This is a genomic window from Planococcus sp. TJ-301, from assembly GCF_058268475.1.
On record NZ_JBZDOH010000001.1, the window covers coordinates 2,173,843 to 2,187,584 of the forward strand.

General features: G+C 47.3%; 10 protein-coding genes. 6 read left to right on the top strand and 4 right to left on the bottom strand.

The window, feature by feature from the left end; genetic code table 11:
- The first annotated feature begins 156 nt into the window (after positions 1–156).
- Positions 157–699, top strand: a complete 543-nt coding sequence (locus AC4EHJ_RS10590) for a recombinase family protein (protein WP_490975525.1) — start codon at positions 157–159, stop codon at positions 697–699.
- A gap of 29 nt (positions 700–728) precedes the next feature.
- The gene (locus tag AC4EHJ_RS10595) at positions 729–2,618 is read left to right on the top strand and encodes an LTA synthase family protein (RefSeq protein WP_490975526.1); all 1,890 of its coding nucleotides are present in this window, start codon (positions 729–731) and stop codon (positions 2,616–2,618) included.
- Between the two features lie 52 nt (positions 2,619–2,670).
- Here AC4EHJ_RS10595 and AC4EHJ_RS10600 read toward each other — a convergent pair whose 3' ends face one another.
- Positions 2,671–3,534 (bottom strand): HAD family hydrolase, encoded by an 864-nt coding sequence (locus AC4EHJ_RS10600; protein ID WP_490975527.1) that lies wholly within the window; start codon positions 3,532–3,534, stop codon positions 2,671–2,673.
- A 633-nt stretch (positions 3,535–4,167) separates the two neighbouring features.
- Here AC4EHJ_RS10600 and glcT point away from each other — a divergent pair.
- Together glcT and ptsG are read left to right on the top strand one after the other, a co-directional pair.
- Positions 4,168–5,007: a glucose PTS transporter transcription antiterminator GlcT gene (gene glcT, locus AC4EHJ_RS10605; RefSeq protein WP_490975528.1), complete on the top strand. Its 840-nt coding sequence runs from the start codon at positions 4,168–4,170 to the stop codon at positions 5,005–5,007.
- A gap of 185 nt (positions 5,008–5,192) precedes the next feature.
- Complete coding sequence (gene ptsG, locus AC4EHJ_RS10610) at positions 5,193–7,259, top strand: glucose-specific PTS transporter subunit IIBC (RefSeq protein ID WP_490975529.1); 2,067 nt, start codon at positions 5,193–5,195, stop codon at positions 7,257–7,259.
- 78 nt (positions 7,260–7,337) lie between these two features.
- On the opposite strand, the gene AC4EHJ_RS10615 is transcribed toward ptsG, so the two are convergent.
- The gene (locus AC4EHJ_RS10615) at positions 7,338–8,279 is read right to left on the bottom strand and encodes a Gfo/Idh/MocA family protein (RefSeq protein WP_490975530.1); all 942 of its coding nucleotides are present in this window, start codon (positions 8,277–8,279) and stop codon (positions 7,338–7,340) included.
- 131 nt (positions 8,280–8,410) lie between these two features.
- On the opposite strand from AC4EHJ_RS10615, the gene AC4EHJ_RS10620 reads away from it, so the two are divergent.
- Complete coding sequence (locus tag AC4EHJ_RS10620; protein WP_490975531.1) at positions 8,411–8,617, top strand: hypothetical protein; 207 nt, start codon at positions 8,411–8,413, stop codon at positions 8,615–8,617.
- 20 nt (positions 8,618–8,637) lie between these two features.
- On the opposite strand, the gene AC4EHJ_RS10625 is transcribed toward AC4EHJ_RS10620, so the two are convergent.
- The gene (locus AC4EHJ_RS10625) at positions 8,638–10,680 is read right to left on the bottom strand and encodes a GAF domain-containing sensor histidine kinase (protein WP_490975532.1); all 2,043 of its coding nucleotides are present in this window, start codon (positions 10,678–10,680) and stop codon (positions 8,638–8,640) included.
- 559 nt (positions 10,681–11,239) lie between these two features.
- On the opposite strand from AC4EHJ_RS10625, the gene AC4EHJ_RS10630 reads away from it, so the two are divergent.
- The gene (locus tag AC4EHJ_RS10630; protein ID WP_490975533.1) at positions 11,240–11,782 is read left to right on the top strand and encodes an ECF transporter S component; all 543 of its coding nucleotides are present in this window, start codon (positions 11,240–11,242) and stop codon (positions 11,780–11,782) included.
- Between the two features lie 97 nt (positions 11,783–11,879).
- Here AC4EHJ_RS10630 and AC4EHJ_RS10635 read toward each other — a convergent pair whose 3' ends face one another.
- The gene (locus AC4EHJ_RS10635; RefSeq protein WP_490975534.1) at positions 11,880–13,424 is read right to left on the bottom strand and encodes a malate:quinone oxidoreductase; all 1,545 of its coding nucleotides are present in this window, start codon (positions 13,422–13,424) and stop codon (positions 11,880–11,882) included.
- Positions 13,425–13,742 lie beyond the last annotated feature (318 nt).

Below are 13,742 nucleotides of genomic sequence, written 5' to 3' on the forward strand. Positions count from 1 at the left end.
ATATTTTTATGGCTTTTAACTCTCATAAAAGCCGAGCCTTTTTTGCAATAGCAATAGTGTATCATCATCGTTCCTAAAAGAGAACCTTTTTGGAACTTTTTTATTCTATTTATGGTATAATGGATGGAATTCGTTTTATGTAAGGGAGATTTTACCGTGTTGATAGGATACGCAAGGCCAAGTGCAGAAGATCCGGTTTGCGAAAATCAGGTTGCACAGCTGAAAAATGCAGGCTGCCAAGACATTTATATAGAAGAACATGCTTCTCCCAAAAAAAGAATTCGTCTGTACGAGCTGCTTGAAAAAGCTGGTGCCGGCGACAAAATCATCGTCTCAAAACTGTACACTTTAGGTGATTCTACACGCCATTTAGTTGAGCTATTGGACACTATGGAAGCCAAAAGCCTGTCGCTTTTGTCAATGCGCGAAGAAATCGACACCGCCAACGAGAAACAATACCCGTTTCAAAAAATCCTCCACTGTTTGGCCGATTTCCAAAGCGATGCTATCAGTGAAAAAACCAGAGCCGGCTTGTCGGCGGCCAAAGAAAAAGGCGCTGTATCCGGACGTCCACGCAAAGCGGATGAAAATGTTAAAAAAGCCATTGAGATGTACGAAAGCAAACAATACAGCCTAGCTGACATTAAAGAAAAAACCGGCATCAGCAAATCGACACTTTATCGTTATTTGGAAAATTAATGCCCGGTATTTTTAAAAGGAGATTTTATATGCTGAAAAAAGAATGGCCGAAACATACGATTTTGGCAATCGCCGTCCTTGCGACTTGGCTGAAAACCTATTTCGTCTACAAAACCGGCTTCTCGATCACGATTGACAATCCGATGCAGGAATTGATCCTGTTCATCAGCCCCTTAAGCCTTTTGCTGTTCCTGTACGGAGTATCCCTATTTTTCAAATCCGAAAAAAACAAAAACCGCTATTTAGTGGCGGCAATGCTGCTCACTTCGGTCATTCTTTACGGCAACGTCGCTTTTTATCGCTTTTTCAGCGATTTCATCACATTGCCGGTGCTGTTCCAGACTGATAATTTCGGCGATCTTGGATCCAGCGCCGCCGCAAGCATTTACCCGACCGACGTTTTGTATTTCACCGATCTCTTAGTCGTCCTGCTGGCTATTAAGTTCCTCCGCACGAAGCAAACGAATGAAATGGGCTTGAAAATCCATCGCCGTGTCTATTTCGTATTATCGGCAGCTGTGCTGTTCCTTAATCTCGGTTTAGCCGAGGCGGAACGTCCGCAGCTGCTGACACGCAGTTTTGACCGCGAGATGCTGGTGAAGAATATCGGCATGTACAATTACCACCTCTACGACGTCTACATTCAGTCCAAATCACAAGCACAGCGTGCCTTTGCCGATGGTTCTGAACTGACGGATGTCCAGAATTACGTCCATGCCAATCAAGCCGATCCATCCAGCGACATGACTGGGATTGCAGAAGGCAAAAACTTGATTGTCGTGACGCTGGAATCGATGCAAAGCTTTGCCATCAATGAAAAAATGAACGGGCAAACCATCACCCCTTTCCTGAACGAACTGACGACTGATGAAGATACCATCTACTTCCCGAATCTCTATCACCAGACAGGGCTTGGCAAGACATCGGATTCCGAGTTCATCCTTGAAAACTCGCTGTATCCGCTGAGCGGAGGCGCTGTATTCTTTACGCACGGCGGCAATACCTACAATTCGATGGCTGAAAAATTGGGTGGCGAAGGCTACGTCACGAACGTCCAGCACGCCAATACAAAGAGTTTCTGGAATCGCGACATGATGTATGAATCACTGGAAATTGATGAATTCCTAGATATTCAAAGCTTTACCGTAGGCGAAGGCGATGCGGTCAATTGGGGCATGAAAGACATTCCGTTTTTCGAACAATCAGTTGCCCATATGGCCGAAATGCCGCAGCCATTTTATAGCCGTTTAATCACACTGACCAATCACCATCCGTTCACTTTGGATGAGCAAGACAAAATGATCGATGAATTCGATTCGAACTCCGGTACGCTCAACCGTTATTTCCAGACGACGCGCTACCTGGATGAGGCAGTAAAAGAATTGTTTGATGAATTGAAAGAAAGCGGCCTTTACGAAAACTCGATCATCGTCATGTATGGCGACCATTATGGCATTTCGGAAAATCACAACGAAGCGATGGCGCAATATCTTGGGAAAGAAATTACGCCTTATGAATCCGCACAGCTTCAGCGCGTACCGTTCTTCGTGCACATTCCCGGTTCCGGCAAAGGACATGTGAACGAAGAAATCGGCGGCCAGATTGACATGCGCCCGACAATCCTCAACTTAATGGGTGTTGAGACAGACAACGATATGCAATTCGGCAGTGACTTGTTCTCAGAAGAACATGAAGAGAGCGCTATTTTCCGCGATGGTCGCTACGTTACGAAAGACTATGTCTACGCCGCAAATACGTGCTATGAAAATGGCACAGGCGAAGAAATTGACCCGATGTTGTGTGCACCCTTCACGGAGCAGGCACGAACGGAACTGGAATTTTCAGAGGAAATCATCATCGGCGACCTTTTGCGGTTCTATGATGAAGAAACCGGCAACTTGAATATTTCTGAGCAATAAAAAAAGAGGGCTGCGCCTAAAAACCGCAGCCCTCTTTTTTATTGCTTACTCTTTATACCTTCAATGCCAATACACGATTCTTCAAAAAATGGTAGACCCCGTCTTCGTCACACGTGAATTCCGTCACTTCATCGACGACTGCCTTGATGTGGTCATGTGCATTTTTCATTGCCACTGAATGGGTAACAAATTCGAACATCTTCAAATCGTTGTCGCTGTCGCCGATCGCCAATGTGTCGCAACCTGTTAAGCCGAAGCGTTCCAGCATCTGCTCAATGCCCGATGCTTTGCTGACATTCGCCACCATCACTTCCGCGTTATGCGGAGAAGACGGCGTCATCGTAAAGTCCATGTCCTGCTGCAGTTCCGCAAGTACGACTTTCCAGTTTTCGATTTCTTCCTTCGTTCTCGCAAAAAAATAAAATTTGGAGAAATGGCTGCCGACGATTGTTTCCGTCCACGCAATTTCTTCCGCAAGCGCTTTTTGGCGCGAAATCCATTCGTTGATCTGCACCGAGTCCGGCTTTGGTTCACGGATGGCCGCTTCTACAAAATCCCGGTCCTGCTGGAGGACGATCCGCGATTCGCCATAAGGGAAAAGTTCGTAATAGATTTCATGTTGGCGTGCTTTCCCAATAATCGTTTCCACCAATTCCAGCGATAAAGAATGCTCGAATACCGTCTCTTCGCCAATATAGCCCGACATACCATTCGCCGTGATGATGCCGTCTACCGCAAAGCCTGGCGGCAACATCTCTGTTAATTCAGCCGCCGATCTCCCTGTTGCTATAAAAACAAATACGCCTTCGCTGCGCAATTCGTCTATAATTTCTTTCGTGTGGATGCTCACTTTGTTGTGGTGATTCAGGATGGTTCCATCCATGTCCAAAAATACTGCTTTCGGTTTGATTGACACATTATTGCCTCCTCATTATACAAATAGAAACTATTAAGCCAGTATACGCCTGAATTTTTCCAAACTCAATGAATGCAGACCAAGTTTACAAAAGCTTAACCGTTCTGACAGCATCTTAATTGCTATTGCAATATGGCAATAAATGATAGAATAATGCTAATCAAAAAAGTTTTATGGGCGTTTTAGTTTTTTATAATAGGTATCGATATTCCGCAAAACAGCTTCGCTTGCCGCGGGCAAGACATTGGCCGAAGCTAACGAGGGCAAGTCTTTGCGACGAAGCAGCGAAGCGATGCAGGAGCAGTAAGGTTTTCTTCACTGTTTTGCTCCATATCTAGAGAAATTAAAGAACATGCTGAAACTGCAACTTTCATTTTCTTTGACAAAAGAAAAAGTTCACTATCAAGAAAGACATTTGAATGAAGCGGAAGGCGGCGACTCCTGCGGAACTAGCCTGAGCTGAAGGCCCCGCAGGAAACGAGGTTTGTAGAACCTCGTTTGCGACGAAGCTAGCGAAGCGATGCAGGAGCAGCTCTTTTTCTAGCGACGAGGAGACTGAAGCCAGGCCCGCGGAAAGCGTCCGCAAGAGCGCAATGAAAAGAGATACACGAAGCCAGGCGGATGGAGGTTGAAATGGAACAGATTTTAATTATAGAAAAAGTATTGAATAATAATGTCGTCATCGCCCGCCATGACACCTATAAAGAAGTCGTGCTGATCGGCAATGGGCTTGGCTTCAACCGGAAAAAAGGCGACAGCATCCCTTTCGACACCGCCGACAAAACCTTTTTGCTGAAAGATGAAAAAGAAATGGAGCAATACGTCAACCTGCTGCCCCATATCGAGGAGAACCTTCTCGGTTTCATCCATGACTTGCTGCTGTTTATCGAAGACGGCATGGGCAAAGAGCTGAACGAGCATATCCATGTCGCTTTGACAGACCATCTGGCGTTCGCCATCAGCCGGGCGCAAAAAGACATGCAGTTCTCGAACCCGTTCCTTTACGAAATCGAGGCGCTATACCCGAAAGAATACCGTGTCGCCAAAGAGGTCGTGAAAAAAGTCGAATCGCATATCGGGATCACTTTTCCTGAAGGGGAAATCGGCTTTATCGCGCTCCATATCCATAGCGCAGTGACCGACAAATCGCTGCGCGACATCAATCGTTACAATGCGCTCATCTCACAGCTGGTGGAAATCATTGAAGCGAACTTGTCGATTCAGCTGCAAAGAGACGATGTCGATTACCACCGGCTGATCCAGCACCTGCACCGCGCTATCGACCGTGCCCATAAAGGCAATTCCATCGCCGAGGAACGCAAACTCGAAGAATTGTTGAAAAAGGAATATCCGGTGTGCTATAATCTTGCGTGGAAGCTGATTAAAGTGATGCAAAACCAATTGAACAAGCCGATTGATGAAGCTGAAGTGCTTTATTTGACGATTCACCTTCAACGCTTGCTCAATAATTAAATAAGCCAAACATACGTGTTACTGATACGATCAGGCATGAGTATGAAAAGATTCAAAGATTAATCCAAAGGGGAATTCCATCCTTTTTTAATCGCGTCTTTTCTGCTCATGCCTTTTCTTTTGCCAGCACCGTTCACTTTGGCCGCATCTAAGATAGCCCATTTTATTAATAAGGAGGAATTTTTATGTCAGTTAAAACTGCAAAACCTGCAAAATCCCGAAATCTTTTCGGCCTTATGCAGCAAGTCGGTAAAGCATTGATGCTGCCGGTCGCGCTTTTGCCAGCTGCGGGTATCCTGCTTGCATTCGGTACTAGCTTTGCCCAAGATTCTTTTTTGGAAGCGGTGCCATTCTTCGGCGCTGACTGGCTTCAGAAATTATTATTCGTCATGGCGGAAGCCGGCGGCATCGTATTTGCTAACTTGCCGTTGCTGTTCGCGGTCGGCGTTGCCATCGGACTCTCCAAAGGCGACGGCGTAGCGGGCCTCGCAGCCATCATCGGCTATTTGATCATGAATGTCACGATGAAGGCGTTCGGCAATATTACGCCTGAAATGACGACGGATCCCAAGTACGCGGAAGTGTTGGGTATCCCGACGCTGCAGACAGGCGTCTTCGGCGGTATCATTGTTGGTATCATGGCAGCTTTCCTATACAATCGATATTTTAATATCCAATTGCCACAGTTTCTCGGCTTTTTCGCCGGAAAACGCTTTGTGCCGATCATCACTGCTTTCTCGGCGGTGTTCCTGGGCATCGTGATGTTCCTGGTTTGGCCATTCGCCCAAAACGGTTTGAATGCTCTTTCCCATTTCATGCTTGAAACGAACCGCACGCTTGCGGCTTTTGTTTTCGGGACAATCGAACGTTCATTGATCCCATTCGGCCTGCACCACATTTTCTACTCACCGTTCTGGTTTGAGTTCGGTTCTTATACAAACGCAGCGGGCGAAATCATCCGCGGCGACCAGCGCATTTTCTTCGCTCAGCTGCAAGACGGCGTCGACTTTACCGCTGGTACATTCATGACTGGGAAATTCCCGTTCATGATGTTCGGCCTTCCGGCTGCTGCTTTGGCAATCTACCACACAGCGCGCCCTGAGAAAAAGAAAATTGTCGGCGGCATCATGGCGTCCGGCGCATTAACTTCATTCTTGACGGGTATCACGGAACCGCTTGAATTCTCGTTCTTGTTCGTTGCTCCTATCCTGTTTGGTATCCATGCAGTTTTTGCGGGTCTGTCGTTCATGACGATGCACTTGCTCGACGTTAAGATCGGCATGACCTTCTCTGGCGGCTTGATCGACTTCCTGCTGTTCGGCGTTATGCCGGGCCGTACAGAATGGTTCTGGGTCATCGTTGTCGGACTGGTATTCTCGGTCATCTACTACTTCGGTTTCCGTTTCGCCATCCAAAAGTTCAACTTGATGACTCCTGGGCGTGAAGCGGATGAAGAAGGCGATGATGTTGATGAAGTAATCAGCGACTTGCCTTATGAAATCCTTGAAGCTATGGGCGGCAAAGAAAATATTGCGAACCTTGATGCTTGTATTACACGCTTGCGTGTCAGCGTTGAAGACAAAAACAATGTAGACAAAGCTCGCTTGAAAAAACTTGGCGCTTCCGGCGTCATGGAAGTCGGCAATAACATCCAGGCCATCTTCGGCCCTGTGTCGGATAGCCTGCGCGGCCAGATGCAGGATATCATGGACGGCAAAACGCCGCGTGCGAAAAAAGCTCCTGCAGTAAGCGCAGAAGAAGCAGCAGTTAATTTGGCGGCATTCGAGTTCAGCAGCCCGATGACCGGTGAAATTTTGCCGATCAGCGAAGTTCCTGACCAAGTGTTCTCCGGCAAAATGGTCGGCGACGGTTTTGCGATACGCCCAACAGATGGCAAAGTAGTTTCTCCGGTCAACGGCAAAGTCGTGACGGTGTTCCCTACGAAGCACGCAATCGGCATCGTGGCGGACAACGGCACAGAGATTCTGATCCACATCGGTATTGACACGGTCCACCTGAAAGGTGAAGGCTTCACTTCGAAGATTGAGCAAGGCGACCTTGTCGAACAAGGCCAATTGCTGATGGAAGTGGATTTGGATTATGTCGGAAAAAATGCACCTTCAATCATTACGCCAGTCGTCTTTACAAACCTGGAAGAAGGACAATCAATCTCCGTCCAAGCAACAGGCCATGTAAAAGCGAATGACAAAAACATCGTTGCTATCATTGAAGGCGACTCTGCATCAAACTAACCTTTAACTAATAAACAATAGAAAAGCCAATGCAGCTGCGAGTTAACTCCGCAGCCGCATTGGCTTTTTTCATTTTATTCAGAGTGCCAGGATTTTGACAGTGATCCGGGATATTTCATGGGTATTGACTGGAGATTCCAGTTTCTGGCCGTTCGCACAATCGATGAATTCTTTTAGTTCGTAATACATCGTGTCAAAGCTGTGTTCCACAGACAAGTCTTCAGTGCTGCCGTCGCGGTATTTAATCGTTGCAATCTTCGGGTCGCTGATGCGGTCGATTTCGATGACGCCGAGTTCGCCCTGGATTTCGCTTGGCATGTACGAGTCCGATATTTTCGAATACATCGCCACTGCTTCAAAACCGTCGTAATTGAGGATCATGCTCCCCTGCCCTTCGGCTCCGGTCGATAACAGGTGCGTATTTTTCAAAACTGCCTGCGGCTCTCCGGCAAGGTGGACAATCGGCGCGATGCAATAAACGCCAAGGTCGGTTTTGGCGCCATTGCCAAGTTCCGGTATAAAAGCGTTTTCGATAATGCCTTCTTTGTATTTGTCGTAGCGCGACGAATACTGGTTGTAATGGAAAACAAAACGGCGCAGCGGTCCGATTTTGTCCAGGTTCTTTTTCACATTGAGGAAAGTCGGTGTCACGGTTGACTTCATCGCTTCCATAAACGTTGTTCCATACTGTTGTGAGGCTTCAATGATGCGGTCGAATTCCTCAGCAGATGTGGCAGCAGGCTTTTCACAAAGCACGTGAATGCCGTGTTTCATTGCAAGAACACTTTGTTCCACGTGAAACGCGTTAGGGGAAGCGATATAGACCGCATCGATTTTTCCGCTCTCGAACATCTCAGCCAAATCCGTGTAAACATATTTCACGCCATATTTTTCAGCAAATGCTCTGCCTGTCTCTTCCGTTCTGGAATAGATGGCGCCGATGCTGAACTCCGGCAAATCTTTTGCCGCTTTAATCATCCGGTCGGTAATCCAATTCGTTCCGATAATGCCAAATCTCATATACAATCTCCTTTTCTGCAGATAACGCCGTTCTTTTTTTGCAATAAACTGAAACCTCAGCGATGCCCAGCCGTAAATAAAACCGAAAGGCCATTTTCCAATCCTTACAAATTGATGAAGGAGTGATTTTCATGATGTGGTTCTTCGTATCGCTCGTCTCGGTTATCGGTTTTGCAGCATTGCTCGATTGGCGAAAAAATAAAATCAATCATTCTCCCCACCGGTTCGATCATCCGGACAATAGTTCAGGAAGCTCCACCCATTATTACAGCGGCGAATCCTCTTCTTCAGACTGCGGAAGTGATGGCGGCGGTGGCGGTGGTGGTGGCGATGGCTGACTTTACCGTGCCTTACTTTTCTATAAAAAGAATTTGGTGAAGAAGGTTGTGCCTTTCGGACCCGTCTTGATTTCGATTTTGGCATTGTGGCGGGCGGCGATGGCGTAGCAGATGCCCATCCCCAGGCCCGTCCCATTGTCTTTCGTCGTGAAGAACGGCGTTCCGATTTTCTCCATTACCTCCGGCAGGATTCCTTCTCCTTGGTCTTGTATAGCAAGCACGACACAGTTTTCGTCCGCCCTGTAATAGGTGCTGATGTACAGCAGCCCTCCCGCCTCCATCGCTTCAAGGCCGTTACGGTAAATATTGATGATCAATTGTCGGATTTCGTTATGGTTCAGCAGCAGTTCAGGGATTTCTTCGGTTTCAATTTCAATTTCTTTGTCTTGGTTGGATGTATCAATTTTGATCAACGGGGAAATGCCTTCGATGATCGCATTCAGGTTCGACATCTGCAAATCGGATGTCCGCGTATTTCCCACTGACAGGAATTCTGTAATAATGGCATTGGCGCGATCCAATTCCTCGATCATCAGGTTGAAATGCCCTGCGTGCTCCTGCAGCCCATCTTCCTGCTGCAGCAATTGAAGAAAGCCCCGAACGGTCGTCATCGGATTGCGGACCTCGTGGCTGATGCCCGCTGCCATCTGGCCGATCAGATCCAAATTGGCAAGCCGCTTCAATTCCTTCTCATACTTCCTTTTTTCCGTGACATCCTTCAACATACAGCAAATGCCTTCATCGTAAGGATACGCCACTGCCTCAAAACAATAACCCTCCAACGAATCGATTTCAAAATGCACTGACACCCGGTCATTCATAGCGCGGTGGAATTCTTCATACATCGCTGTTTTGGCAGCGCTCGGGAATACTTCCCACATATTCTTGCCTATTACTTCTTCCGCCGTTTTGTTATGCGGCAGGAATTGGTGTTTATTGATATAAATATACTCCCAATCCTTGTTCAACGCGAAAAAGCCGTCTGTGATGCTTTCAATGACGCTCGCCACTTTTTCGTTGGCAGCCGCAAGCTCACTCGTCCGCTCTTCGACCATGTTCTCAAGCTGGTCCATATGCAATAAATTCGAGAACGTCGGAGCCGTCGTGTCAACAATCGACTGCGCCATCTTAACCTGGGAATCTTCGGAGCCCGCAACGTCCACTTCGGCCACTGCAATAACCCCTAACACTTCTCCCATGGATACAAGCGGAATCATCAGCAGCCCTGCCTGGCTTTCACCCGGAATGAGCATGACGTTTTTTGAAGCAATCGCTTCCTCCGCCAACTCCCCGTAGCTCCGGGAAGGGTCTGCGCCTGCAAGCTTCCTGCTCCACTCTGCTTCTGTCCAAGCGCAGTTTTTATTCATCTTGGTAAGGCCGACCGTCTTTTTCTCCACCGGCTCCAATAGATGGGCAATAATTTTTTCGCTGCCTAAGATTTTCGCCAAATAGTAGAAACATTTATCCAAGCATTGCTGGATCGATGAGCACATCGACAGCTCACGCGTCACATTGAGCAGCAGTTGATTTTCAGCGATCAGCTCTTCTTTTTGTTTGAACGTTTTCGCATTCTGGATGGCGACTGCCGCCATATTGACGTAAGCTTCCACGCTTTGAATTTCCGATTCCGTTAAATACATCGGCTTTCCAAAATCGAATAAGAAAACCAAACCAAACAATTCCTGCTCAAAGCAAATTGGCAGCGCCAGCAGCGATTTCACTTCAAAAGCTTCGACCGGCGTGCGGTCTGGCCGCTTGTCTTTTAAGGTATCAGGAATGTAGATTGTTTTCCGCGTTTCAATCACTTGCTTGGCCAACAGGTCTGTAGCCGGGTCGATCACCTGCGTTTCAAGCTTTTGCCCGTTAATGACATCCGGTTTTCCCGCAACTGCTCGGAAGGTACCGTCATTTTGGGCCATGAAAACTCCCACTGAACTGCATTGCACAATCTCTTCTGAAATCGCCTGTGTGACATGCTGCAGCACCTCACGCAGTTCCAGCTTCGTATTGATGATCTTCGTTATATTGGCAAGTCTGGAATATCGGGTTTGTTCCGCTAACATACATGTGGTCTCCCATCACTGGCATAATTCGTTTCCATGCCTTTCTGCTATTTTATCCCTTTTTGCTAGTAACTGCTAGAAAAGTCAGCTAATCAAACTCAAATTTCCACGCCTGTATCCGGTTTCGGTCAACAGAATAAAACTAAAATCACAAAAAAGCCAGGAACCGCGGTAAAATCGCTGCAGTTTCCGGCTTTTTTTATCATATGAAATAGAAAAAGCACCCTACCCGGAGGTAAGGTGCTGCTTTACGGCGTCCAAATCACGGTTCACAACGTGTTCCTAAAAGGAGTATTTGTCCGTCTTACGTAAACGAGCTCATCGCGTCTTTAACAATAAGGCATGGCAGCGAATGTGTCAATAAATTTCGCCTCTTCCAGCCTGGCATTTCATGCTTCTATCCTTTTAGATAAAACTGACCCCTAAACATTATCCCAAATTGATACTTTCCACTACGCCAGTCCTCTGCTAGTGTTATCAGTAAATTTAAAACAAAAAGCAGCGGAACAGCCCGTCTCACGAGGTTCCCCGGCCTTTTAAGAAAAGGAAGGTTACGGCTATGCAAAAAACAGCTCCTGCAGCGTCTTATTCCAATAAGCGCACATTCAATCTTATTTTGACGTCGATGTCCATCGCACTCGTCTTTGTTGCCACATTATTATTGAACATCAAATTGCCAATCACGGCAAATGGCGGCTTGGTCCACCTTGGAACTGCGATGCTCTTTATCATCGCCATCGTTTTCGGCCCTAAAAAAGCGGCAATCGCAGGCGCAGTCGGCATGGGGTTATTCGATTTGGTATCTGGCTGGACGTTATGGGCGCCAATTACCATCCTGGCACGCGGCTTACAAGGCTATCTGGTCGGAAAAATCGCCTGGTCGAAAGGCCGCGACGGAAACAGCGTCGGCTACAACATCCTGGCGGCAATCGTCTCCATCCCATTCATGCTGGCCATCTACTACGTCGGAGAAGCGATCATTTACGGCAACTTCGTGGTGCCGGCAGCGTCGATTCCGGGCAATATCGTACAAAATGTCGTCGGTCTTTTAGTCGCAATACCTGTGGCGATCGCATTGAAAAAAACGCCGTTCTTCAAATAAAATCCGAATCATCCTTGCCGGCATTTTGCCGGAAACAGCAAAAGAACCTCCGAGCCGCGAGCGGCTTAGAGGTTCTTTTCTTTGTCTAGAGAAATTCTTAAGCTTTTTCATTAACCAATGCCGCTTGTGCACCGGAAACTGGAGATGCGGTCACGTTTGTTTCGTTCAAGCCTAGCGATTTCGCTGTAGCCGCATGGATTTCTTCGAACAGCGCTGGGTTTTCAGCAAGCGCTGTACCGTATGAAGGAATCATTTCTTTGATCTTCGGTTCCCATTCCTGCTTGTGCTCAGGGAAGCATTTGTCGAAGATCTCAAGCATTGCGTGAACGGCAGTCGAAGCGCCTGGAGAAGCTCCCAGCAACGCAGCGATCGAACCATCAGCGCTACTGACGATTTCGGTGCCGAATTGCAAGGTGCCTTTGCCGCCTGCTTCTGTATCTTTAATGACCTGAACGCGTTGGCCAGCCACTACGACATCCCAGTCCTCAAGCTTGGCAGTCGGGATGAATTCACGCAGTTCTTCAACGCGCTTTTCGTTCGACAGCATAACTTGCTGAACAAGGTATTTCGTCAATGACATCTCTTTCGCCCCAGCAGCAAGCATCGTGAAGACGTTGTTCGGTTTAACCGATCCGATTAAGTCCATGTTCGAACCTGTTTTTAGGAACTTCGGCGAGAAGCCGGCAAATGGCCCAAACAGCAAGGATTTTTTGTTATCGATAAAGCGTGTGTCCAAATGCGGCACGGACATCGGCGGTGCACCGACTTTCGCTTTGCCGTAGACTTTCGCGTGATGCTGTTCGACGATTTCCGGATTCGTGCAGACCAGGAACATTCCGCTCACTGGGAATCCGCCGATATGGCGGGATTCCGGAATACCGGTTTTTTGCAGCAATGGCAAACTTCCGCCGCCGCCACCGATAAAGATGAATTTTGCAGTGTGGTACTCGATTTTATTGTCGGCGAGGTTCTGGACCTTGACTTCCCAAAGGCCTTCGCTCGTGCGTTTGATGTCTTTGACGCTGTGCTTGTAATTGATCTCGACATTTTTCTGTTGCAGGTGGTCAAACAACATTTCCGTCAACGCGCCGAAATTGACGTCTGTGCCGGAGTCGATTTTGGTTGCCGCAATCGGTTCGTTCGACGTGCGCCCTTCCATGATCAACGGCATCCATTGCTTCAGCTTTTCAGGGTCAGCAGAGTATTCCATGCCTTTGAACAGCGGATTCTTAGATAGCGCTTCAAAACGCTTCTTCAAAAAATTCACGTCTTTTTCGCCCTGCACCATGCTCATATGCGGAATCGGCATGATGAAGTCCTGCGGATTGCTGATCCGCTTATTGTTCACCAGGAAAGACCAGAACTGTCTGGACAGCTGAAATTGTTCGTTGATATTGATCGCTTTGCTGATTTCTACAGAGCCATCCGGTTTTTCGGGTGTATAGTTAAGCTCGCACAGTGCCGCATGCCCCGTACCGGCATTATTCCACTCATTGGAGCTTTCCGCTCCCGCTTTTTCGAGCTTCTCAAACACTTTGATTTCCCATTCCGGTGCTACTTCTTTAAGCATTGCGCCCAAAGTTGCGCTCATGACTCCCGCACCAATTAAGATAACATCTGTTTTTTCATGTCGGTTGCTCATTATACCCTTCCTTATCCCGTATATTTGCAGATCAAGATGCATGCCTAGTCCGGCTGTACAGCTCTTCTGCCTTTTTTATAAGTTTATCATAATCCATATTGGCTATTTACATTAAATATCTGCTACCAACTCCCAATTATAAACTATTTAAAGCGCGTTATAAAGCGGAAAGCCCTTTTGCAATGGCCTAATAACAAACAAAAACCAAGGCTAGGAAGAAGCTTGCAAGGCATAATTCCCTTCAACCCCAGAAGCTTTTAGAGAAGAGAAGTTTTTTATCTGAATTTAGCAGGAACTTCCAGCTATGCTGTTGAATAG